Genomic DNA, 20,153 nt, shown 5'->3' on the forward strand with positions numbered 1-20,153 from the left:
CGCGCCTGCACCCTAGCCATCGGAAGGTTCTGAAGTGACCGCACAGATCATGGCCCGGGCGGCCTATGCCAGCCCAACTGCCGCGACCCGCTCGCCCCGCAGTATCGAATATGACGCTTTCGCCCGCGTGACATACCAGCTCAAGGCGGCACTCGCCGCGCCCAAGGCGAATTTCGCGGCACTCGCCCGCGCCCTTCATGACAATCGCGCGCTCTGGACGGTACTCGCCGCCGATGTGGCCGAGGCCGCCAACGGCCTGCCCGAGGCGCTGCGCGCGAAACTCTTCTACCTTGCCGAATTCACCGTGGACCATTCCCGCAAGGTTCTGGCCGGCGAAGCCGAAGCTGGCGTCCTGGTCGAGATAAACACCGCCGTCATGCGCGGCCTGAGGCGCGAGGAGGACAGGGGATGAGCGGCCTTGTCCTGAAACTCGCGCCGCATGAGCGTGTGCTCATCAACGGCGCCGTGATCGAAAACGGCGACAAGCGCTCGCGCCTGTCGATCCTGACGCCGAACGCCAATATCCTGCGGCTGCGCGACGCGATCCATCCCGGTGAAGTCAATACGCCGGTTCGTCGTGTCTGCTACATTGCGCAGCTCGTGCTCGCGGGCGATGCCAAACCCGCCGAGGCCAAGGTGCAGATGATGCGCGGCGTCGAACAGCTGAGCCATGCGCTGAGCGATCAGGACAGCCGCGCCCAGCTTGCGGCGGCAACCGAGGCGCTGCTGGACGATCAGTTCTACCAGGCGCTGAAAGCCCTGCGCACGCTTCTGCCGAGGGAGGCGCGGCTTCTCGCCGCCGGCAGCGGATGAGCTTCGCGCCGGTCGTTCCGATGGGCGGCTACGCGGGCTGGGCCTTCCTGACCCGCACGCTCGACGCGCAGAAAGGCGCCTTCCTCAAGGACGGCGCGATCCAGCGCGACGAGGCCTATTTTCGCGAGAAGATCGCCACCATACGCACGGCCGAAGACCTTGTCTCCGACCGGCGGCTTCTCAATGTCGCCCTCACCGCTTTCGGGCTGGAGGGCGATATCAACAACAAGGCCTTCCTGAGGAAGATCCTCGAAGACGGCACGCTGAAGCCCGATGGTCTGGGCAACCGGCTGGCCGACAAGCGCTATCTGGAATTTTCCAAGGCCTTCGGCTTCGGCGATTATCCGGTGCCGAACACCGTCCTGTCCGACTTTCCCCAGAAGATCCTCGCCCGCTACGAGGCGCGGCGGTTCGAGGCGGCGGTGGGCGAGCAGAATGACGACATGCGGCTCGCGCTCAACGCGCGGCGCGAGCTGGCCGAGATCGCGGGGCGCTCGATGTCGGCGGATGCCAGATGGTTTACCGCGCTCGGTTCGCCGCCGCTGCGTCAGGTGATCCAGACCGCGCTCGGCCTGCCGAAAAGCTTCTCCCAGGTGGATATCGACAAGCAACTGGTGATCCTGAAGGACCGGGCGGAAAGCGCGCTGGGGACCACCGACCTGAAGGACATGGCCGATCCGGCGCAGACCGAAAAGCTCGTCCGTCTCTTCCTTGTCCGATCCCAGATGCAGTCAGACCTGTCGGGCGCAACTGGCGGCTCGACCGCGCTCGCGCTTTTGCAGCAATCTCAGGCCGCGCGCAGCCGCCTGTCGCTCTATCTCTGAGGTTCCGCCCCCGCCAGGATATCGGCCAGTCGCGCGAAACTCGCGCCCGATCCATCGCTCTCTGCCTCCGCCAGAAAGGCATCGAGCCGCGGCCAGACCCGGATCGCCGCATCGACCAAAGGGTCGCTTCCGGCGGCATAGAGCCCGGCCTGAATCATCATCTCGGCCCGGTCATAGGCGCCAAGAAGCCTTCGCGCCTCGCCGATCAGCGCATTCTCCCGCTCGTCCGCCGCCGCGGGCAGCGAGCGGGAAACCGAGCGCAAGAGGTTGATCGCCGGATAGCGCCCGCGTTCGGCGATCTCGCGCTCCATCACCACATGGCCGTCAAGGACACCGCGGAGCACATCGGCGACAGGCTCGTCCATGTCTGACCCCGCGACCAGCACCGAAAAGACCGCCGTGATATCGCCAGCGCCCTCGGGCCCCGGCCCTGCGCGTTCGGCGAGCGACATGACCAGATGCGACATGGATGGCGGATGGCCGCGCATCGTCGCCGGTTCCCCCGCCGCCAGCGCCACCTCGCGGTGGGCTTCGGCCAAACGCGTGACGGAATCGGCGAGGAACAGCACATGTGCCCCCCGGTCGCGGAAATATTCCGCGGCGGCCATCGCCGTCCAGGCGCAGCGGCGGCGGACGAGCGGCGACTGGTCCGAGGTGGCGGCGACGACCACGCTGCGCGCCATGCCCTCGGGCCCCAGCACATCCTCGACGAATTCCCTCAACTCCCGCCCGCGTTCGCCGATCAGCGCGATGACCGCGACATCGCAGTCGAGATGGCGGGCGAAGCTTGCCAGAAGCATCGACTTGCCAACGCCGGAGCCCGCGAAAAGCCCGATCCTTTGGCCGCGTACGATCGGCAGAAGCGTGTTGAAACAACGCATGCCGGTCTCCAGCCGCCCCCCCATCCGCCGCCGCGCAGCGGCCGAGGGCGGATGGCCGCGAAGCGGCCTGGCCTCGGGACCCCGCGCCAGCGGCCTGCCGTCCAGGGGCCGCCCGAACGGGTCGACGATCCGGCCGATCCATCCGGCATGCGGGGCGATCCCGCCGCCGTCCGCCCGCTCGACCCGGTCGCCGATCCGCACGCCGTCCGGCGCCTCGTCGGCCAGGATCGCGGCGCCGCCCGCGTCGATCAGCACGATCTCTCCGCCGATCCGCCCGGCGCCGGTCTGAAGGACCACACGCTCGCCCATCTGCCAGTCTGGCCCCCCGCCGCCGACGCGGATCAGGCCGCGCCCCGCCTCTTCCACCCGTGCGAAGGGCCGCGCGGCGCGGCAGCCCGCGATATCGGCCTTCAGAAGCTCCAGCGCGCCATCGGCCATTCTGACCCCCTTTTGTTCACGCTCACCCTTTCTAAACGAATCGGGGTTAAGCCTTGATTGAAAGCTCGGAGGAGAAGCCCCGATGTTCGAAAGCCCCGAAGTCATGGGCATGGCATCCGCGCTGGCACGAAATGCCGGCGTCCGCCTAGGTGCGATCGCCGAAAATGTCGCCAACGCCGACACGCCCGGCTACCGCGCGAAGGACGGCAAGCCCTTTGCCGACGTCTATGGCGCCGGTCCGGGCCTTTCCTTGCGCGCCACGCGGCCCGGTCATGTCCAGGGCGCAGCGGGCGAGAGCCTCACCGCGATTTCCGACCGCGCTGGCGGCCATATGTCGCCCAACGGCAACAACGTCTCGCTCGAGGGCGAGATGGTCGCCGCCGCCGACGTGCGCCGCGACCATGACCTCGCGCTCACCATCTACAAGACCTCGCTCGGCATCCTGCGGGCGAGCCTCGGCCGCAGGTAGGGCATCCCATGGGCACATTCGAGAGTTCGCTTGCCGTTTCCGCCTCCGGGATGGAGGCGCAGGCCATGCGCCTGCGCTATGTCTCTGAGAATCTCGCCAATGCCGACACGCCCGGCTACCGCCGCAAGATGGCGCCCTTCGAGGCAGAGCTTGATGGCGGTCGGGCGACCGGGCGGGTGGAACTCGGTCAGGTGGAACTTGACCAGTCGGACCTGACACGGGTCTTCGACCCGGGCAGCCCGCTGGCCGATCAGAACGGTTACCATGACGGTTCCAACGTCGACATGGTGATCGAGATAGCCGATGCGCGCGAAGCGCAGCGCAGTTACGAGGCGAACCTCAAGCTCTTCGATCAGGCGCGGCAAATGTCGCAAAGCCTGCTTGAGCTGCTGCGCCGGTAGGGAGGTGATCCGGAATGGACGTGCGAAGCACTCTCGCCTCCCTGACTTACACGCGGGCGCGGCCCGCCACGGCGCCCGCACCCGGCGGCGCAGAACAGGCGCCCGGCACCTTTGCCGCAGCACTCGACGGTTTCGGTCAGACGCTGCGCGCAGGCGAGGAAACGGCGCGCGCCGCGATGATGGGTACCGCCGATCCGCATGCGCTGGTCGAGGCGCTCGCGGCTTCGGAGCTTGCCGTCGAAACCGCGGTGACGCTTCGCGACAAGGTGGTCGAGGCCTATCAGGAAATTCTCAGGATGCCGGTGTGACGCCATGAATGAAGCCCTCTTCTTCGACACGCTGCGCCAGGGCCTCTGGACCGCCGTGATCCTGTCGGCGCCACTTCTGGCCGTGGCGCTGGTGGTGGGCGTCGCCATCGGCCTCTTTCAGGCGCTGACGTCGGTGCAGGAGATGACGCTGACCTTCGTGCCCAAGGTCGGCGCGATGATGCTCGTTTTCTGGGTGTCGATGACCTTCATGACCGGGACGCTCGTGTCGTTCTTCACCGACCGGATCGTCCCCCTGATCGCGGGAAGCTGAGCCATGGACAATGCCGTCTACAGCACGCTGAACCGCCAGTCGGGCCTGATGCGCGAGATGCAGTCGGTCGCGAACAATATCGCCAACCTCTCGACCACCGGTTTCAAGCGCGAAGGCGTGATCTTCGCCGAACATGTGGCGGCCCTCGACGGGTCCGAGCCCTCGCTGTCGATGGCAACCGCCGAAGGGCGCGAGATCAACCTGTCGCAGGGCGTCCTGCAGGCGACCGGCGGCGCCTTCGATCTGGCGATCGAGGGCGAGGGCTTCTTCCTGATCGAGACCCCGCAAGGCAACCAGCTGACCCGCGCGGGCGCCTTCACCCGTTCGGCCGAGGGCGAATTGATGACGGCGGACGGCTTTCGCCTGCTCGACGCGGGCGCCGGGCCGATCCAGGTGCCGGTCGAGGCCGGAACCGTGACCATCGCCCAGGACGGCACGATTTCCGCCGCGGGCCAGCCGATCGGCCAGATCGGCCTTTTTCTGCCCGCCGACCCCAATGACCTGATCCATCAGGGTGGCACACGCTTTTCCACCGCCACGCCGCCCGACCCGATGCAGGACGGCATCATCTTTCAGGGATTTCTGGAAAGTTCGAATGTGAACCCGGTAAGCGAGATCACCCGTATGATCGCGGTTCAGCGCGCCTATGAGGCGGGCCAGAATTTCCTAGAGGCGGAGGATAGCCGCATCCGCTCCGTCTCCCAGACGCTTGGCAGGTAGGAGGCAGAATGCGCGCCCTTCAGATCGCATCGACCGGCATGACCGCGCAAAGCCTGCGGGTCGAGGTCATTTCCAACAACCTCGCCAACATGTCGACGACCGGCTATTCGCCGCGCCGCGCCGAGTTTGCCGACCTGCATTATCAGCAGATGACACCGCCGGGCGCGGTCAGCGCCTCGGACGGCACCGTGGTGCCGACCGGCATCCAGGTGGGCCTTGGCGTCCGGCCGGTCGCGGTGACGGTCAATATCTCGCAAGGCACGCTCTCCTCGACCAACGGCGATCTCGACGTCGCCATCGAAGGCCTGGGTTATCTGGAGGTGACGCTGCCGTCCGGGCTTTCGGCCTATACGCGCGATGGATCGCTGAAACGCTCGCCCGACGGCCAGATCGTTACCTCCGAAGGCTATCCTCTGGTGCCCGGCATCACCATCCCCGACGACACGCGGAACATCTCGATCAACCCTTCGGGCGAGGTCTATGCCTATTTCGCCGACCGGGTCGATCCGGAGCTTCTGGGCCAGCTGACGCTGGCCAATTTCACCAACGAAAAGGGCCTGCAGGCGACCGGGTCAAACCTTTTCCTGGAAACCGCGGCCTCCGGCCCCGCGCAGGTGGGCGCGCCGGGCGAAAACGGCCTCGGCGCCATCCGCCAGTTTTTCCTCGAATCAAGCTCGGTCGATCCGGTGCGCGAGATCACCGACCTGATCGAGGCCCAGCGCGGCTATGAGATGAACGCCAAGGTCATCACCGCCGCCGACCAGATGCTCGGCGCAACCACGCAGATCCGCTGATGCGCGCGCTTGTTCTCCTGATCGCGCTTCTGCCCGCGCCGCTTGGTGCCGAAACCCTGGTCGCCGCACGGACGATCCCGGCGCGGACCATCCTTGCGGTCGAGGATATGGAGCCGGGTGTGAAGCCGGTCGCAGGTGCGGTCGAAGATCCCGCCGACGCGATCGGGATGGAGGCGCGCATCACGATCTACAAGGGTTTTCCGATCCTTGCCGACAAGCTGTCCGCCCCGGCGCTCATTGAGCGCAATGCGAAGGTGACGCTTCTCTACCGCACCGGCGGCCTGTCCATCACCGCCGAGGGCCGGGCGCTGGCGCGCGCGGGCGCGGGCGAAGTCATCCGCGTCATGAATCTCGCCTCCCGCACCACCGTCAGCGGCACCGTCGCCGCCGACGGCACCGTCATCGTCACCCCCTGACCATGGAGCTCACCTTGCGCCGGATCGCCCTTTCCCTTCTCCTTGGCCTTCTTGCCGCCTGCGGCAACATGAGCGAGGTCGGCAAGGCCCCGGCGCTCTCTCCGGTCGAGGGCGGCAACGAATATTTCGCGATGACGAGTGCGGGCCTGCCGCGCGAGACGGCGCGCGCCGCGGGGGGCTCGCTCTGGGCGGCGGGGCGCGGATCGCTTTTCGGCGACCGGCGCGCAGCGCTCCGCGGCGACATCCTGACCGTGGTGATCGAGATCGACGACAAGGCGGAGATTTCCAATTCCTCGGGCCGCAGCCGCTCGTCCGCCGACAGTCTTGGCGTGCCTTCAGCCTTCGGCATCCCGCAACTGGTCGATGAGGTCTTGCCAGAGGGCGCCTCGATGGCCGATGCGCTCAGCACCAAATCCACATCGAACTATCAGGGCGACGGTTCGGTCAAGCGCAAGGAAAAGCTCACGCTGCGCATCGCCGCCACCGTGACCGAGGAACTGCCGAACGGCGTGCTGCGCATCCAGGGCTCGCAGGAGGTCAGGGTGAATTTCGAGATCCGCGAACTGATCGTCACCGGCTTCGTCCGGCCCGAGGATATCAGCCGCCAGAACGAGATCACCTATGACAAGATCGCCGGCGCGCGCATTTCCTACGGCGGGCGCGGCCAGATCACCGATGTGCAGCAGCCGCGCTACGGCCAGCAGATCATCGACAATCTCCTGCCGTTCTGAGAGGGCGCGATGCGCAAGCTGCTTCCCATCCTTCTGGGGCTGATCGGCCTTCTGGCCGGGGGTGGCGCGGGGCTGATGCTGCGCCCGCCGCCCGAGGAGGTGATGCTGAACCCCTGTGGCGAGACCGGCGAGACGGCTGACGCGGGTCACGGCGAGGCGAAAGCCAGCGCGGGCGAGGGCCATGGCGAAGACGAGGAAGGCGAGGCACCGCTTAAGGAGTATGTGAAGCTCAACAATCAGTTCATCGTGCCGGTCGTGAACAAGGGCGCGGTCAATTCACTCGTCATCCTGTCGATCAGCCTGGAAGTGCCGACCGGGTCGACCCAACAGGTGTTCCAGGTCGAACCAAAGCTGCGCGACAGTTTTCTCAAGGTCCTGTTCGACCATGCCAATGCCGGTGGCTTCGACGGCGCTTTCACCAATTCCAACACTATGGAAATTCTGCGTGTGGCGCTGAACGAGGCGGCGGCAAAGGTTCTGAAGGACATGGTCAGCGATGTGCTGATCACCGACATCGTCCGCCAGGACAACTGACGCCCTCAGAACAGGTTCTTCTTGTTGCCGAAGCGGCAGACTGCAGCAAGATTCTGATTTGGCGCGTTTTCGAACCGGAGAAGTCTGTCAACTCTTCCTGAAGACGCTCTAGCGGAAGAAATAGGCCAGCACCCTCAGGATCGCCTGCGGCACTTCGTCGGACCGGTAGGTGGTGCCGGAAAAGCTGGTGGCCCAGGTGACGAGCACACCGCCGAGGATCAGGAGCGTGACGGGCAACCGCATCGTCCGGCTGCCGGAAAAGGCCGATACGAAAGCTGGCATCGACAGGAGAATGCACAAAATCCCCGCCGTAAGCGCGAAATCGGCCTCCACAGTCACCTCCCGTTCGTTTCCCTGCCCGGCGCCTTCGGGACAAGTATTGCCCGCCGGGCGAGAAAATCAACCGGGCCGTGGCCTATTCCGGATCGGTGTTGAAGATCAGCCGTTCGTTGCAGGGCGCGACGCGCAGGATGTTGGTTGTGCCCTTCACGTTGAACGGCACGCCCGCCGTCACCACGATCTGATCGGTCTCGGTCGCGAATCCGTGGTCACGCGCGGCACGCACCGCGCTGACGACCGCCATCTTGAACCGGTCGACCGCCGGGGTCAGCACGCAATGGACCCCCCAGGTCAGGCACAGGCGCCGGATCGTTGCAGGCAGTGGCGTCAGCGCGAGGATCGGCACGCGCGGCCGTTCGCGGGCAACGAGGCTTGCCGTCATCCCCGACTGGCTGAAACAGCAGATCGCCTTGATGTCGGTGGTCTCGGCGATCTCGCGCGCCGCCGACACGATCGCGTCGGCGACGGTCTGGCGGTTGGCGCGGCGCGAGGCCTCGATCACCTCGCGGTAGGTCGGGTCCTGTTCGACGGACCGCGCGACATTGTGCATCGTCGCCACCGCCTCGACCGGATATTGCCCGGCCGCCGATTCCGCCGACAGCATCACCGCATCGGCGCCCTCGTAGATCGCGGTCGCGACGTCGGAAACCTCTGCGCGGGTGGGCATCGGGCTTTCGATCATCGATTCGAGCATCTGCGTTGCCACGATCACCGGCTTGGCCGCCGCCCGCGCCCCGCGCACCAGCCGCTTCTGGATCGGCGGCACCGAATGAACCGGCAGTTCCACGCCCAGATCGCCGCGTGCCACCATGATCCCGTCCGACACGGCGAGGATCTCGGCATAGGCCTTCACCGCCGCCGGTTTCTCGATCTTGGACAGGATCGCCGCACGGCCCTTGGCAAGGGTCCGGGCCTCGACCACATCCTCGGGCCGTTGCACGAAGGAAAGCGCCAGCCAGTCGACGCCGAGGCTGCAGGCAAATTCCAGATCCGCCCGGTCCTTGTCGGACAAGGCGGCAAGCGGCAGCACCACGTCGGGCACGTTCACGCCCTTGCGGTTGGAAATCGTGCCCCCGGTCGTCACCGTGCAATCGGCAAAATCGGCGCCGCAGGCCTCAACCTTCAGCCGGATCTTGCCGTCATTGACCAGAAGCGAGGCGCCGGGTTCGAGGGCTGCGAAAATCTCGCGGTGCGGCAGGCAGACGCGGGTGGCGCTACCTTCGGCGGGGTCGAGATCGAACCGGAATTGCGCGCCCTCCACCAGCTCCTCCGAGCCGTTCGCGAAGGTGCCGACGCGCAGCTTCGGGCCCTGCAGGTCGGCCAGCACCGCGATGGGGCGGCCGACATCTTCCTCGATCTGGCGGATCAGGTCGTAGCGCGCCTTCTGGTCGGCATGGCTGCCATGGCTCATGTTCAGGCGGAACACATCCGCCCCTGCCTCGAACAAGGCGCGGATCGTCGCATAATCGCTCGATGCCGGGCCGAGGGTGGCCACGATCTTCACATTCCGGTGCCGCCTCATCCCATTCCCCGACGTTAGCGCAAACTCGACCTGCTATCGCAGATATCCCCGCGCCCGGCAACAGGATTGGCCCCGTTCGACCCGTGCGGCGCAACCGGATATCTGGACGCCTGCCGTCTGATCACGTAACCCCTCTTGTTGCACAAAGAGGTGACAGATGGCCTTTGAAATCGAAGGGGAGGATCGGCCGGGCCGGTGGCTCGTGACCTGCGATCACGCATCGAACCGGGTGCCCGACTGCGTGGAGGGCGGCTCTCTCGGCATCGCGGCAGAGGATATGGCCCGCCATATCGCCTATGATGTGGGCGCGGCCGGTGTGACTCGGGCGCTCGCCCGCCATCTCGATGCGCCTGCCATCCTGTCGACCTTCTCGCGGCTTGTCATCGACCCGAACCGGGGCGAGGATGATCCGACGCTGCTCATGCGGATTTACGATGGCACGATCATTCCCGCGAACGCCCGCGCGAACAAGGAAGAAACCGAACGGCGGCTGGTGAAGTTCCACCGCCCCTACCACGAGGCGCTCGCCCGCCTCGCCGCCCGTCGCGCCGACCGGGCGATCTGCGCCATCCACTCCTTCACCCCCTGCCTCAAGGGCCGCGCGCCCCGGCCGTGGGAGGTAGCGGTTCTCTATTCCCACCTCGACACCCGCCTCGCGCTGCCGCTGATCGGCGCCCTGCGCGAGGCAGGCTATGTGACCGGCGACAACGAGCCCTACAACGGCCATCTTGAAGGCGATGCGATCGACCGGCACGCCCTGCAGCACGGCCGCCCGAACGTGCTGATCGAGGTCCGCAACGACCTGATCGCCGACACTGAAGGCCAGGCCTTGTGGGCGGCGCGGCTTGCCCCCATTCTGGACCATGTCCTGTCCACCTCCGGCCTGTGAGGCGCCCATGCCTGCCATCGACGAAAAGACCCAGATCGAGCTTGAAGCCGCCGCCTTCCGCACGCTGCGCCACCACCTGATGGACAAGCGCGCGGACGTGCAGAACATCGACCTGATGAATCTCGCGGGCTTTTGCCGCAACTGCCTGGCGCGCTGGTATCAGGAGGCCGCAAACGAACGCGGCATCGCAATGACGAAGGACGAGGCGCGCGAAATCTATTACGGCATGGCCTACGAGGACTGGCGCGCGGCGAACCAGACTGATGCGGACGAGGCCAAGAAAGCTGCCTTCGAGGTGGCCTTCCGGGAAAATGTGGGCAAGCCCTGATTGCATGAAACCGGGTCGAGTCGGGCTTCCGACTGGCCCGGCTTGGACTGTTGCGACGTGGCGGACCTTCCGCTCTTCATTTCAGAATTGGCGCCGGTTTGCCGACGCGCCGGGCCTGTCACGGTGACGTAACGTCCTGCATCTACGGTTATCGCAGCGAAGCTGGTAGCCTTGGATCATGAGCCTTCTGGAGACACGCACCCATTATTCCCGCGCCGAGTTTCTTTCGGATGCCGTGGTGCATGTCCTCGGCCTCATTTTCGTCCTGACCTCGGTTCCGGTCCTCATCACCGTCACCGCCTTTGTCCGCGGCGATGCGCCCGCCATGATCGGGACTGCGGTTTACGGCGCAACGCTTCTTCTGATGGTCCTCTGCTCGGGCCTTTACAATACGGTCGGTCACGGCAGCTGGGCCTGGCTTCTGCAAAGGCTCGACCATTCGGCGATCTATGCCAAGATCGCGGGCACCTACACGCCGTTCGCGCTGCTCTCCGGCCAGGGCGGCTGGCTGGTCGCGGGTCTCTGGGGGGCGGCGGTCGCCGGCATGGGGTTGAAACTCTTCTCGCCCCGCCGCTTCCGCCGTCTGGCACTCGCGCTCTATCTCGGCATGGGTTGGGCGGGCCTGGCCTTCGGCGGCGGGCTGATCGGCGCGCTCTCGGTACCGGTCCTGACACTGATAGTCGTCGGCGGCGTGCTCTATACGCTTGGGGTCATCCTCTATCTCTTCGACCGGCTACCTTATCACTATACCGCCTGGCATGTGATGGTGCTGGCGGCGAGCGTGATGCTCTATTCCGCCGTCACGCTGCAGGTGGTGCAGAGCGCCGTGTGAACCGCAGGCAGGGCCGCTTTTCGGGGCGGATGTCAGACGCCGGATTTGCGGCTTTCGTCGAGGTAGATTTCCCTCAGCCGCGCTGCCACGCGGCCAGGCTTGCCGTCGCCGAGCCTCGCACCGTCGATCTCGACGACCGGCATGACGAAAGCCGAGGCGGAAGTGACGAAGGCCTCGTCGGCCGCTTGCGCCTCATCCAGCGTGAAGCTCCGCTCCTCGACCTCCATCTGCGCTTCCGCCGCATAGCGCATGACGGCCGCGCGGGTGATGCCGTGCAGGATGTCGTTGGAAAGTCCGCGTGTGATCAGCTTGCCGCCCTTCACGATCCAGGCATTGTTCGAGGTGCCTTCGGTCACCAGCCCGTCCTCGATGAACCAGGCATCGTCGCATCCGGCCTTCTTCGCCATCATCTTGCCCATCGAGGGATAGAGAAGCTGGGTGGTCTTGATGTCGCGCCGCCCCCAGCGAACATCGGGAATCGTGAGAATCTTGAGTCCCCGCTTGGCGTCCGCACTGTCCTCCGGGCGTCCGGTGATCTGCGTGAAAAGGACGAGCGTCGGCCTGGTAACCTTCGGATCGGGGAAAAGAAAATCGCGATCCCCGGGGTTGCCGCGCGTCACCTGCAGATAGACGCGGCCGTCCGTGATGCCGTTCTTCGCGACGATCTCGCGGTGAAGGTCCAGCAGCTCCTCGGGCGTCGCGGGCGAGGGCATGTCCAGTTCCCCAAGGCTGCGATCCAGCCGTGCAATATGCCCGGCGAAGTCCACCAGTTTGCCGTCGATGACCGTCGTCACCTCATAGACCGCGTCCGCCATCAGGAAGCCGCGGTCGAAGACCGATATGACCGCCTGATCCTCGGAAACCCAGCTGCCGTTGACATAGACTGTGCGCATGATCCTACCCCCAAAGGTCCGGCGTGGCCGGGTGAACGGTCGAGCCCTCGTACCGAAGCGGCCGGTCGCGGTCTTGAGACAGAAGAAGCGGGCCGTCAAGGTCAACATAGGTCGCGCCCTGCGCGGCGAGGAGCGCGGGCGCCATGCCAAGCGACGAGCCGACCATGCAACCGACCATGATACCGAACCCTTCAGCCTCGGCGGCTGCGCGCAGTTCCAGCGCCTCGGTCAGCCCGCCGGTCTTGTCGAGCTTGATGTTGATCAGGTCATATTTTCCCCGAAGGTTGCCAAGCGAGGTGCGGTCGTGGCAGCTTTCATCGGCGCAGACCGCCACCGGGCGCTCCATGCCCGCCAGCGCGTCATCGTCGCCCGCAGGCAACGGCTGTTCGACAAGCGCGACACCCAGCCGGGCAAGGTGCGGCGCAAGGTCAGTGTAGGTCTCGGCCGTCCAGCCTTCATTGGCATCAATAATGATCCGCGCTTTCGGCGCACCGGCGCGGACGGCCTCCAGCCGCGGCATGTCGTCGGGCGTACCGAGCTTGATCTTCAGAAGCGGCCGGTGCGCCTGGTCCGCCGCCGCCCTGCGCATCGCGTCGGGCGCATCGAGCGAGAGCGTGTAGGCGGTGGTCAGCGGACCGGGCGGCGCGAGGCCCGCCAGCCGCCAGACCGGCTGGCCCGTCTGCTTTGCCTCCCGGTCCCAGAGCGCGCAATCGACGGCATTGCGGGCGGCGCCGGGCGGAAGGAGCGATCGAAGCGCGTCCCGGGTGACGTCGGGCGGCAATGTCGCGATCTGGGCAAGGACGCTTTCCACCGTCTCGCCATAGCGGGCGTAGGGCACGCATTCGCCCCGGCCAAGGGCGCCACCCCGCGCGACGGTCGCCGTCACCACCCGCGCCTCGGTTTTCGACCCGCGCGAGATGGTGAAGGCCTGGGCGAGGGGAAAGGTCTCTTCGGTGGCACTGATCATCGGGCGGCTCATCGGTCCTTTCAGACCTCTTCGCCGATTCCAGCCCGGGAGGGAAGCGAAGACGGCTGTGAGGCCGGATGAGCGCTGCGCCGCGGCGCCGATGCTGCGATTGCGAAAAGCTTCTTGCTGACGCTTCGGCAATAATCTACCAATTCCGGCAAACCATGCGACAGAAACGTGCGAGACGATCATGAGCTTCCGCCTGCAACCCCCCGCGCCCGCCCGGCCGAACCGCTGCCAGCTGTTCGGCCCTGGCTCGCGCCCGGCCTTGTTCGAGAAGATGGCGGCGAGTGCTGCGGATGTGATCAATCTTGATCTCGAGGATTCCGTGGCGCCCGCCGACAAGCCGGAGGCGCGCAGGAACATCATCAAGGCGATCAACGAGGTCGACTGGGGCAAGAAATACCTGTCGGTCCGCATCAACGGGCTGGACACGCCGTTCTGGTATCGCGATGTCGTCGAGGTGCTGGAAGAAGCGGGCGAGCGGATCGACCAGATCATGATCCCCAAAGTGGGCTGCGCGGCCGATGTCTATGCGGTCGATGCGCTGGTCACCGCGATCGAGGCCGCGAAACTGCGGCAGAAACGCATCAGCCTTGAAGTGATCATCGAGACGGCGGCGGGTATTGCCCATGTCGAGGAGATTGCCGCTTCCTCGCCGCGTTTGCAGGCAATGAGCCTTGGGGCGGCCGACTTTGCGGCCTCGATGGGGATGCAGACCACCGGCATCGGCGGGACGCAGGAAAACTATTACATGCAGCGCGGCGAGGCGCGGCATTGGTCCGACCCCTGGCATTGGGCAACCGCCGCCATCGTCGCGGCCTGCCGGACGCATGGCATCCTGCCGGTTGACGGGCCGTTCGGCGATTTTTCCGACGACGAGGGCTTTCGCGCGCAGGCGCGGCGGGCAGCGACGCTCGGCATGGTCGGCAAATGGGCGATTCATCCCAAGCAAGTGGCGCTGGCGAACGAGGTCTTCACCCCGTCCGAGGCGCAGGTGACCGAGGCGCGCGAGATCCTTGCGGCCATGGAGGCGGCGAAGGCCGCGGGGCAGGGCGCCGCGACCTACAAGGGCCGCCTGATCGACATCGCCTCGATGCGGCAGGCCGAGGTGATCGTCCGGCAGGCGGAACTGATCGGCGGCTGAGGCCGGGGGCTGCCTGCCCCCGGACCCCCGGGGATATTTGCGCCAGCGTGAAAGGCAGTGCGACCTGCCTGTGCCAACTCGCCGCCCGGGGCGAAGCGTGGCAAGTTGCAATCGGCCATTCAGCGCGTCATATAAACCTCGACCCTGCGGGAGAGAGTGATGAATTACCTCGAGTTCGAAAAACCGCTCGCCGAGATCGAAGGCAAGGCCGAGGAGCTGCGCGCCCTGGCCCGCAAGAGCGAGGGGATGAATGTCGAAAAGGAGGCGGCGGCGCTCGACAAGAAGGCCGCCGACATGCTCAAGGACCTCTACAAGGGGCTCGACCCCTGGCGGAAATGCCAGGTGGCGCGCCATCCCGACCGGCCGCATTGCCTGGATTATGTGAATGCGCTGTTCAGCGAGTTCACGCCGCTTGCCGGGGACCGCAACTTTGCCGATGACCATGCGGTGGTGGGCGGGCTTGCCCGTTTCAACGACCAGCCGGTCGTGGTGATCGGGCAGGAGAAGGGCAGCGACACCAAAAGCCGGATCGAGCGCAATTTCGGCATGGCCCGGCCCGAAGGGTACCGCAAGGCGATCCGCCTGATGGATCTGGCCGACCGGTTCCGTCTGCCGGTCGTGACGCTGATCGACACGCCCGGCGCCTATCCCGGCAAGGGCGCAGAGGAGCGGGGCCAGTCAGAGGCCATCGCGCGGTCGACGCAGAAATGCCTGCAGATCGGCGTGCCGCTGATTGCCGTGGTGATCGGCGAGGGCGGATCGGGCGGAGCGGTGGCATTCGCTACCGCCAACCGCGTGCTGATGCTGGAACATTCGATCTATTCGGTGATCACGCCCGAGGGCTGTGCATCGATCCTGTGGAAGGATGCCGAACGGATGCGCGAGGCGGCGAATGCGCTCAGGCTGACGGCACAGGACCTGCTGAAGCTCGGCGTGATCGACGAGATCGTCAAGGAACCTTTGGGCGGCGCGCAGCGCGGCCGCGAGGAAACGATCGAGGCGGTCGGCAAGGCGATCGGCAAGGCCCTAGCCGATCTTTCGGGCAAGAAGCCGGCCGACCTGATCCGCAGCCGCCGCGAGAAATTCCTCGATATGGGCTCGAAAGGCCTCGCGGCCTGAGACTTACCAGAGGCTCGCCTTGGCGCGCCTCGGCCAGTCCGCGTCATAGGCGGCGCCGTCGATCCGGCCCTGGGTCATCTCGGCAAGAATATCGCCCATCGTCGGCAGCCCGGCCGATTCGTCGCCGCTTGACCACAGCCGCGAACGGACGATGGCGCGGGCGCATTGGCTATAGATTTCCTCGATGGCGATCAGGATGACCGTGCGCGGGCATTTGCCGCCCTTCGCGAAGCTGTCGCTCAGGCCTTCGTCGGCGGTCAGCCGGGCGGTGCCATTGACTCGGACGACATTCGAGGAGCCGGGGACGAAGAACATCAGGCTGACGCGCGGGTCGCGCACGATATTGCGGAGCGAATCGATACGGTTGTTGCCATGCCAGTCGGGCAGCGCGAGCGTGCCGGGATCGACTTCGCGCACCACCGGACCGTCGTCGCCGCGCGGGCTGGCGTCGGTGCCTTCGGGGCCGACGGTCGAGAGGATGCAGAACCGGCTGCGCTCGATCCAGGTCCGGTAGCCGGGCGTCATTCGGCGGGCGACCTTCACGATGGAGGCTTCGACCGGCGTGCCGTAATGGCTTTCGAGTTCGGCAACCGTATCGATGAACCTCATCCCCGCGCCCCGCCCGTGAAGCCTGCCTCCGCCATCAGCCGGTTCGAGGCTTCCTCGACCGCCGGTTCAAGCCTCGCCATGAATGTTTCGATCGGCTCGCCCGCCGGGATGCGCGGCAGAAACTCGACGACGGCGAGGCCGGGTTTCCTCAGGATCCCGTGGCGTGGCCAGAAGACGCCGACATTGGTGGCGGCGGGCACGCAATCTTCCTGCAGTTCGTTGTAAAGCACGCCGACCCCGATCTTGTAGGGCTTGGTCGCCCCCGCCGCGACGCGGGTGCCTTGCGGATAGATGATCAGCTGCCCCGGCGCCTGACGGCCTGCCTTCACCTCGGCCACCATCTTCTTCATCGCCTCGGACCGCTTGCCGCGATCTACCGGAATGCAGCCGATCCGCTTGGCGTACCAGCCGAGGATCGGTGCCCACATGAGCTGCTTCTTCATGATGAATTTCGGGCGCGGCAGTACCGAGACGATCATGATGATGTCGAAGAAGCTTTGATGCTTGGACGCGACGATCACCTCGTCAGTCGGCACCTCGCCGCGAATCTCGGACCTCAGACCGACAAGCACTGCCGCAGAGAACCGCACCCAGCGCGTATAGGTATGGATCGCGTCGAAGGCCGCATCGCGGCGGAAAAGCGCGAAGGGCGTGTACCAGATCGCCAGAACCAGCATCGCCAGATACATCTGGCCGATGAAGATCAGAGACATGAGATATTGGAAGGCAAGCCTCATCGCACCGTCCTCAAGACCCGGAAGGCCGCCATGCGGGTGGCGACGAAGGCCAGAATGGCGGCAAGCGCGGGAATGGCAAGTGGCCAGAGCCACTGAAGCCCCTGAAAGCCCAGACCGGTAAGGAACCCGGCCTCTTCCTCGGCGGCGGGCATCAGGGCGATGGCGAGTGCGCCTGCGAAGGTTCCGGCGAGCGCGCCCGCGAGTGTGCGCAGCGTGAAGCGGCGGACGAAGGCGCGGGCGATATAGCGATCCTCGGCGCCGATAAGCCTCAGCGCCCGGATCACCTGGCCGTTCGCGGCAAGGGCGGCTTGGGCGGCAAGCGTGATCATCGCCGCCGTGGCACCGGTGATGAGGGCAAGCGACAGAAGGCCGATCGCGCGGATACGTTCCGCCGAGGCGACAAGCGGCGCGCGCCAGCGTTCGTGATCGTCGAGCACCGCGCCCGGCGCCTCGGCCGCGAGCCTGAGGTGCAGGCCTTCGGCATCGAAACCGGCCTCGGATTGCGTCACTTCTACCAGTTGGGGCAGCGGCAGGTCCTCGACCGGCAGGTCAGGTCCGAGCCAGGGTTCCAGAAGCTTGCGCGTCTCGTCCGGCGTCGTGGCACGGGCGAACTCGACGCCCGGCGTCTGTTCCAGCACTTCCAGCACCTTGGCGGTCTGCCGGTCGATCTGGTCGGCGGGGGCGGAGATGCGGATCGTGGCCGACCGCTCCAGCGATCCGGCCCAGCGGTCGGCAAGGCGACCGGTGGCCATGGCAAGCGCGAGCGCGAAGATCGCAAGAAAGGCCATGGCCGCGGCGGTCAGCATGGTCAGAAGCGCGGTCGGGCCGGTCGAGGGCACGACGCGGTCGGCGCCGCTCCGCCCGCCGAAGAGGGGCGCGAGGATGGAAAGCCGTGCGATCACAGGTCCGACCCCGCCAGTTGCAACCGCTTGCCCTGTATCCTCAGCACCCGTGCCGAGGTCAGGCCCTTGGCGGCGCGGATCAGGTTCAGGTCATGGGTCGCCATCAGCACGGTTTTTCCCATCCGGTTCAGTTCGGCCAGAAGTTTGAGGATTTTCAACGACATGTCCCAATCGACATTGCCCGTGGGTTCGTCGGCCAGGATCATGTCCGGCGACATGATGACGGCCCGGGCAAGCGCTGCGCGCTGGCGTTCGCCGCCCGACAGCGACGGCGGCAATGCCTGCGCCTGACCGGCAAGCCCGACCCAGGTTAGAAGCTCGGTCAGGGCTTCGCCGTCGGCCTTCTGCCCGGCGACCTCAAGCGGCAGCGCGACATTTTCGTCCAGCGGCAGGTGGTCGAGGAACTGGCAGTCCTGATGCACGATGCCGATCCGGCGGCGCATCCGCGCGGTTTCGTCCCGGCTCATCTTCACGCTGTCCTCGCCGAAGATCTCCACCCGCCCGCCGTTTGGCGCAAGCTCGCCGTAGCAAAGCTTGATGAGCGAGGTCTTGCCCGCCCCCGACGGGCCGGTCAGAAAGTGAAACGACCCCGGCGCAAGCTTCATCGTGACGCCCGACAGAAGGTCGCTGCCCGGATAGCCCAACGTCACGTCATGAAATTCGATCACCTGCCCGTCCCTCGGAAAAGCGGCACTGCCCCGGCTTTTCATCGCCCGTTTTCGCCCCCAACTTGCCACAAAGGCTTGGACGGGGCCTGCGGGCTTGCTACAACAGTCTCAAAGCAAAGGCCAGAATGGCCTCTGGCAGGCAGGCAAGTGGGAGCGGTGGGAAAGTCATGCGGCTGATCTGCCCGAACTGCAACGCGCAGTATGAAGTCGACGAGGCGGCGATTCCGGCCGCGGGTCGCGACGTGCAATGTTCAAGCTGCGGTCACACCTGGTTCCAGGAAAGCGCCGCGGCCCTGCGCGAGCGCGAACTGGCCGAGGCGTCTGCTGAGCCGCCGCCCCAGGAAGGCGCGTCGGAACCCGAGACAGCGGGCCTGACCCGCCGCAAACCCGACGACTCCGTCCTGAACGTTCTGCGCGAAGAAGCCGCGCGCGAGGCCGAGGCCCGGCGCGCCGAAGGCACGTCGCTTGAGGTGCAGGAGGACTTCGGGCCGATGGCGCCGCCCGAGCCTCCGCCCCGACCCGCCGACCCGGTCGAGGATGACGATGCGCCCGACCCCGCGCTGGTCCCGCGCGCTTCGCGGCGCGAGCTTCTGCCCGATATCGAGGAAATCAACTCGACGCTCCGCCCCACGTCCGAGCGGGGCGGTGACGCAGCTTCCTACGACGCACCTGAGACCCGCCGCCGCGAACGGTCCGGCTTCCGTCGCGGATTCCTGACCTCGGTCGTCTTCATGGTGCTGCTGCTGCTGCCCTATGTCTATTCGGGCCCCATCACCCGCGCGGTTCCGGCTCTGGAGGGAACGGTGGCCAGCTATTCCGCCGGTGTGGATGCGATCCGGCTCTGGCTGGACGATCTGATGCACCGCGCCACGGCCGGGATGAAACCGCAGGGCTGACGGCGCCCGGGCCGCGACCTATCCCTGCGGGTAGGCGATCACCGACAGATAGCGCGCGGGCAGCTGGCGCAACAGTTCTGGCCCATGCGGCGCGTCTGCATCGAAGAACAGGCTGTCGCCCGGCTTCAGAGCGTAAACCTGATCGCCATGGCGGTAATCGACTTCGCCCTCGAGCATGTAAAGCAGTTCAAGCCCCTCGTGCTGGAAGGCGGGGAACGTGTCGCTTTCGGTCGTCAGAGTGATGATATAGGGCTCGACCACCACGCCCGAGGAATTGGAGCCGATATGGCCGAGGAGGTTGTATTGATGCCCCGCGCGGGTGCCGCGCCGTTCGATCTCGATATGTTCGCCCGCCTTCACATGCTGCGCCTCGCGCCGCTCCTCGTAGCTGCGGAAGAAGGCGGTGACGGGTACGGAAAAGGCGTGGCTCAGCACCTGGAGCGTCGTCAGCGAGGGCGAGGTATTGCCGTTTTCGATCTTCGACAGCATGCCGATGGAAAGGCCGCTGACCGCCGCGAGGTCGGCCACCGTCATGCCCTGCTGGCGGCGGAAACTGCGCACTTCGCGGCCGATGGCGGCTTCGAGATTGCGCTCGGTGACTTCCCGGACGCGATGCGGGTCCTGGTTGAACGCAGGCTTGCCGCGCGGAAGGGTCGTTTCCTCGGCGGGGTCGGACATGGGTTGTTCCCGGCAGAATGGATGGTA

At 66.2% G+C, this 20,153-nt stretch carries 28 protein-coding genes; 18 read left to right on the forward strand and 10 right to left on the reverse strand.

Annotated elements, in window-relative coordinates; genetic code table 11:
• The first annotated feature begins 34 nt into the window (after positions 1-34).
• From flaF to P0645_RS16905, 3 genes are read left to right on the forward strand one after another with little or no spacing between them, the layout of a single operon-like run.
• On the forward strand, positions 35-412 hold the full coding sequence (gene flaF / locus P0645_RS16895; protein ID WP_284165733.1) for a flagellar biosynthesis regulator FlaF: 378 nt from the start codon (positions 35-37) through the stop codon (positions 410-412).
• The gene (flbT, locus tag P0645_RS16900; RefSeq protein ID WP_284165734.1) at positions 409-813 is read left to right on the forward strand and encodes a flagellar biosynthesis repressor FlbT; all 405 of its coding nucleotides are present in this window, start codon (positions 409-411) and stop codon (positions 811-813) included. Before flaF ends, flbT begins: the two co-directional genes overlap by 4 nt.
• Complete coding sequence (locus tag P0645_RS16905; RefSeq protein WP_284165735.1) at positions 810-1,637, forward strand: DUF1217 domain-containing protein; 828 nt, start codon at positions 810-812, stop codon at positions 1,635-1,637. The genes flbT and P0645_RS16905 overlap by 4 nt, the downstream gene beginning before the upstream one ends.
• On the opposite strand, the gene P0645_RS16910 is transcribed toward P0645_RS16905, so the two are convergent.
• A complete protein-coding gene (locus P0645_RS16910) occupies positions 1,628-2,956 on the reverse strand; it encodes a FliI/YscN family ATPase (protein ID WP_284165736.1) in 1,329 nt (442 codons plus the stop codon). The genes P0645_RS16905 and P0645_RS16910 overlap by 10 nt on opposite strands.
• A gap of 82 nt (positions 2,957-3,038) precedes the next feature.
• On the opposite strand from P0645_RS16910, the gene P0645_RS16915 reads away from it, so the two are divergent.
• From P0645_RS16915 to P0645_RS16955, 9 genes are read left to right on the forward strand one after another with little or no spacing between them, the layout of a single operon-like run.
• A complete protein-coding gene (locus P0645_RS16915; RefSeq protein ID WP_284165737.1) occupies positions 3,039-3,425 on the forward strand; it encodes a FlgB family protein in 387 nt (128 codons plus the stop codon).
• Positions 3,426-3,433: 8 nt separating this feature from the next.
• Entirely contained in the window at positions 3,434-3,826 is a 393-nt protein-coding gene (flgC, locus tag P0645_RS16920; protein ID WP_284165738.1) for a flagellar basal body rod protein FlgC, read from the forward strand.
• 14 nt (positions 3,827-3,840) lie between these two features.
• Positions 3,841-4,134 (forward strand): flagellar hook-basal body complex protein FliE, encoded by a 294-nt coding sequence (gene fliE, locus P0645_RS16925; protein WP_284165739.1) that lies wholly within the window; start codon positions 3,841-3,843, stop codon positions 4,132-4,134.
• Between the two features lie 4 nt (positions 4,135-4,138).
• Complete coding sequence (locus tag P0645_RS16930; protein WP_284165740.1) at positions 4,139-4,405, forward strand: flagellar biosynthetic protein FliQ; 267 nt, start codon at positions 4,139-4,141, stop codon at positions 4,403-4,405.
• Between the two features lie 3 nt (positions 4,406-4,408).
• Positions 4,409-5,125: a flagellar hook-basal body complex protein gene (locus P0645_RS16935; protein ID WP_284165741.1), complete on the forward strand. Its 717-nt coding sequence runs from the start codon at positions 4,409-4,411 to the stop codon at positions 5,123-5,125.
• Positions 5,126-5,133: 8 nt separating this feature from the next.
• Positions 5,134-5,919 (forward strand): flagellar basal-body rod protein FlgG, encoded by a 786-nt coding sequence (flgG, locus tag P0645_RS16940; protein ID WP_284165742.1) that lies wholly within the window; start codon positions 5,134-5,136, stop codon positions 5,917-5,919.
• On the forward strand, positions 5,919-6,335 hold the full coding sequence (flgA, locus tag P0645_RS16945; RefSeq protein ID WP_284165743.1) for a flagellar basal body P-ring formation chaperone FlgA: 417 nt from the start codon (positions 5,919-5,921) through the stop codon (positions 6,333-6,335). The genes flgG and flgA overlap by 1 nt, the downstream gene beginning before the upstream one ends.
• A 14-nt stretch (positions 6,336-6,349) precedes the next feature.
• The gene (flgH, locus tag P0645_RS16950) at positions 6,350-7,066 is read left to right on the forward strand and encodes a flagellar basal body L-ring protein FlgH (RefSeq protein WP_284165744.1); all 717 of its coding nucleotides are present in this window, start codon (positions 6,350-6,352) and stop codon (positions 7,064-7,066) included.
• 9 nt (positions 7,067-7,075) lie between these two features.
• Positions 7,076-7,600: a flagellar basal body-associated FliL family protein gene (locus P0645_RS16955; RefSeq protein ID WP_284165745.1), complete on the forward strand. Its 525-nt coding sequence runs from the start codon at positions 7,076-7,078 to the stop codon at positions 7,598-7,600.
• 108 nt (positions 7,601-7,708) lie between these two features.
• Here P0645_RS16955 and P0645_RS16960 read toward each other — a convergent pair whose 3' ends face one another.
• Positions 7,709-7,933, reverse strand: a complete 225-nt coding sequence (locus tag P0645_RS16960) for a hypothetical protein (protein WP_284165746.1) — start codon at positions 7,931-7,933, stop codon at positions 7,709-7,711.
• Between the two features lie 82 nt (positions 7,934-8,015).
• Positions 8,016-9,461, reverse strand: coding sequence for a pyruvate kinase (gene pyk / locus P0645_RS16965; RefSeq protein WP_284165747.1), 1,446 nt, complete (start codon positions 9,459-9,461; stop codon positions 8,016-8,018).
• 157 nt (positions 9,462-9,618) lie between these two features.
• Here pyk and P0645_RS16970 point away from each other — a divergent pair, with 157 nt between their 5' ends.
• From P0645_RS16970 to trhA, 3 genes are all read left to right on the forward strand, one after another.
• Entirely contained in the window at positions 9,619-10,350 is a 732-nt protein-coding gene (locus P0645_RS16970; RefSeq protein ID WP_284165748.1) for an N-formylglutamate amidohydrolase, read from the forward strand.
• Positions 10,351-10,357: 7 nt separating this feature from the next.
• Positions 10,358-10,678 carry a DUF1244 domain-containing protein gene (locus P0645_RS16975; protein WP_502855190.1) on the forward strand — a complete coding sequence of 107 codons (321 nt, stop codon included), beginning with the start codon at positions 10,358-10,360 and terminating at the stop codon, positions 10,676-10,678.
• A gap of 178 nt (positions 10,679-10,856) precedes the next feature.
• Positions 10,857-11,510: a PAQR family membrane homeostasis protein TrhA gene (gene trhA / locus P0645_RS16980; protein WP_284165749.1), complete on the forward strand. Its 654-nt coding sequence runs from the start codon at positions 10,857-10,859 to the stop codon at positions 11,508-11,510.
• Positions 11,511-11,542: 32 nt separating this feature from the next.
• Here the strand turns inward: trhA and P0645_RS16985 are convergent, their stop codons facing one another.
• Both P0645_RS16985 and dgcA read right to left on the reverse strand, forming a co-directional pair.
• Positions 11,543-12,403: a D-amino-acid transaminase gene (locus P0645_RS16985; protein ID WP_284165750.1), complete on the reverse strand. Its 861-nt coding sequence runs from the start codon at positions 12,401-12,403 to the stop codon at positions 11,543-11,545.
• 4 nt (positions 12,404-12,407) lie between these two features.
• Positions 12,408-13,370, reverse strand: a complete 963-nt coding sequence (gene dgcA / locus P0645_RS16990) for an N-acetyl-D-Glu racemase DgcA (protein WP_284165800.1) — start codon at positions 13,368-13,370, stop codon at positions 12,408-12,410.
• 190 nt (positions 13,371-13,560) lie between these two features.
• Between dgcA and P0645_RS16995 the strand changes: the two genes are divergently transcribed.
• On the forward strand, positions 13,561-14,517 hold the full coding sequence (locus P0645_RS16995; RefSeq protein WP_284165751.1) for an L-malyl-CoA/beta-methylmalyl-CoA lyase: 957 nt from the start codon (positions 13,561-13,563) through the stop codon (positions 14,515-14,517).
• Between the two features lie 159 nt (positions 14,518-14,676).
• Positions 14,677-15,636: an acetyl-CoA carboxylase carboxyltransferase subunit alpha gene (locus tag P0645_RS17000; RefSeq protein WP_284165752.1), complete on the forward strand. Its 960-nt coding sequence runs from the start codon at positions 14,677-14,679 to the stop codon at positions 15,634-15,636.
• Positions 15,637-15,639: 3 nt separating this feature from the next.
• Here P0645_RS17000 and P0645_RS17005 read toward each other — a convergent pair whose 3' ends face one another.
• Genes P0645_RS17005 through P0645_RS17020 form a run of 4 tightly spaced genes read right to left on the reverse strand, consistent with a single transcriptional unit; the run spans position 15,640 to position 18,552 of the window.
• Complete coding sequence (locus P0645_RS17005; RefSeq protein WP_284165753.1) at positions 15,640-16,245, reverse strand: pyridoxamine 5'-phosphate oxidase family protein; 606 nt, start codon at positions 16,243-16,245, stop codon at positions 15,640-15,642.
• Positions 16,242-16,982, reverse strand: a complete 741-nt coding sequence (locus P0645_RS17010; protein ID WP_284165754.1) for a lysophospholipid acyltransferase family protein — start codon at positions 16,980-16,982, stop codon at positions 16,242-16,244. Before P0645_RS17010 ends, P0645_RS17005 begins: the two co-directional genes overlap by 4 nt.
• Positions 16,979-17,884 carry a cell division protein FtsX gene (locus tag P0645_RS17015; RefSeq protein WP_284165755.1) on the reverse strand — a complete coding sequence of 302 codons (906 nt, stop codon included), beginning with the start codon at positions 17,882-17,884 and terminating at the stop codon, positions 16,979-16,981. The genes P0645_RS17010 and P0645_RS17015 overlap by 4 nt, the downstream gene beginning before the upstream one ends.
• Positions 17,881-18,552, reverse strand: coding sequence for a cell division ATP-binding protein FtsE (locus P0645_RS17020; RefSeq protein WP_284165756.1), 672 nt, complete (start codon positions 18,550-18,552; stop codon positions 17,881-17,883). Before P0645_RS17020 ends, P0645_RS17015 begins: the two co-directional genes overlap by 4 nt.
• A 167-nt stretch (positions 18,553-18,719) precedes the next feature.
• Here P0645_RS17020 and P0645_RS17025 point away from each other — a divergent pair, with 167 nt between their 5' ends.
• A complete protein-coding gene (locus P0645_RS17025) occupies positions 18,720-19,448 on the forward strand; it encodes a zinc-ribbon domain-containing protein (RefSeq protein ID WP_284165757.1) in 729 nt (242 codons plus the stop codon).
• 18 nt (positions 19,449-19,466) lie between these two features.
• Here P0645_RS17025 and P0645_RS17030 read toward each other — a convergent pair whose 3' ends face one another.
• Complete coding sequence (locus tag P0645_RS17030) at positions 19,467-20,126, reverse strand: helix-turn-helix domain-containing protein (protein WP_284165758.1); 660 nt, start codon at positions 20,124-20,126, stop codon at positions 19,467-19,469.
• Positions 20,127-20,153 lie beyond the last annotated feature (27 nt).

The sequence above is a fragment of the Frigidibacter sp. SD6-1 genome (assembly GCF_030143255.1).
GTDB lineage: Bacteria > Pseudomonadota > Alphaproteobacteria > Rhodobacterales > Rhodobacteraceae > TMP-24.

Coding starts and splice junctions, on each gene's coding strand:
- P0645_RS16970 (WP_284165748.1), top strand. CDS start 9,619: ATGGCCTTTGAAATCGAAGGGGAGGATCGGCCGGGCCGGTGGCTCGTG.
- P0645_RS16975 (WP_502855190.1), top strand. CDS start 10,358: ATGCCTGCCATCGACGAAAAGACCCAGATCGAGCTTGAAGCCGCCGCC.
- flgC (WP_284165738.1), top strand. CDS start 3,434: ATGGGCACATTCGAGAGTTCGCTTGCCGTTTCCGCCTCCGGGATGGAG.
- P0645_RS16985 (WP_284165750.1), bottom strand. CDS start 12,403: ATGCGCACAGTCTATGTCAACGGCAGCTGGGTTTCCGAGGATCAGGCG.
- flbT (WP_284165734.1), top strand. CDS start 409: ATGAGCGGCCTTGTCCTGAAACTCGCGCCGCATGAGCGTGTGCTCATC.
- P0645_RS17025 (WP_284165757.1), top strand. CDS start 18,720: ATGCGGCTGATCTGCCCGAACTGCAACGCGCAGTATGAAGTCGACGAG.
- fliE (WP_284165739.1), top strand. CDS start 3,841: ATGGACGTGCGAAGCACTCTCGCCTCCCTGACTTACACGCGGGCGCGG.
- P0645_RS17010 (WP_284165754.1), bottom strand. CDS start 16,982: ATGAGGCTTGCCTTCCAATATCTCATGTCTCTGATCTTCATCGGCCAG.
- P0645_RS17005 (WP_284165753.1), bottom strand. CDS start 16,245: ATGAGGTTCATCGATACGGTTGCCGAACTCGAAAGCCATTACGGCACG.
- P0645_RS16935 (WP_284165741.1), top strand. CDS start 4,409: ATGGACAATGCCGTCTACAGCACGCTGAACCGCCAGTCGGGCCTGATG.
- pyk (WP_284165747.1), bottom strand. CDS start 9,461: ATGAGGCGGCACCGGAATGTGAAGATCGTGGCCACCCTCGGCCCGGCA.
- P0645_RS17000 (WP_284165752.1), top strand. CDS start 14,677: ATGAATTACCTCGAGTTCGAAAAACCGCTCGCCGAGATCGAAGGCAAG.
- P0645_RS16995 (WP_284165751.1), top strand. CDS start 13,561: ATGAGCTTCCGCCTGCAACCCCCCGCGCCCGCCCGGCCGAACCGCTGC.
- P0645_RS17030 (WP_284165758.1), bottom strand. CDS start 20,126: ATGTCCGACCCCGCCGAGGAAACGACCCTTCCGCGCGGCAAGCCTGCG.
- flgA (WP_284165743.1), top strand. CDS start 5,919: ATGCGCGCGCTTGTTCTCCTGATCGCGCTTCTGCCCGCGCCGCTTGGT.
- P0645_RS16955 (WP_284165745.1), top strand. CDS start 7,076: ATGCGCAAGCTGCTTCCCATCCTTCTGGGGCTGATCGGCCTTCTGGCC.
- trhA (WP_284165749.1), top strand. CDS start 10,857: ATGAGCCTTCTGGAGACACGCACCCATTATTCCCGCGCCGAGTTTCTT.
- P0645_RS16905 (WP_284165735.1), top strand. CDS start 810: ATGAGCTTCGCGCCGGTCGTTCCGATGGGCGGCTACGCGGGCTGGGCC.
- P0645_RS16915 (WP_284165737.1), top strand. CDS start 3,039: ATGTTCGAAAGCCCCGAAGTCATGGGCATGGCATCCGCGCTGGCACGA.
- P0645_RS16910 (WP_284165736.1), bottom strand. CDS start 2,956: ATGGCCGATGGCGCGCTGGAGCTTCTGAAGGCCGATATCGCGGGCTGC.
- dgcA (WP_284165800.1), bottom strand. CDS start 13,370: ATGATCAGTGCCACCGAAGAGACCTTTCCCCTCGCCCAGGCCTTCACC.
- P0645_RS16930 (WP_284165740.1), top strand. CDS start 4,139: ATGAATGAAGCCCTCTTCTTCGACACGCTGCGCCAGGGCCTCTGGACC.
- flgG (WP_284165742.1), top strand. CDS start 5,134: ATGCGCGCCCTTCAGATCGCATCGACCGGCATGACCGCGCAAAGCCTG.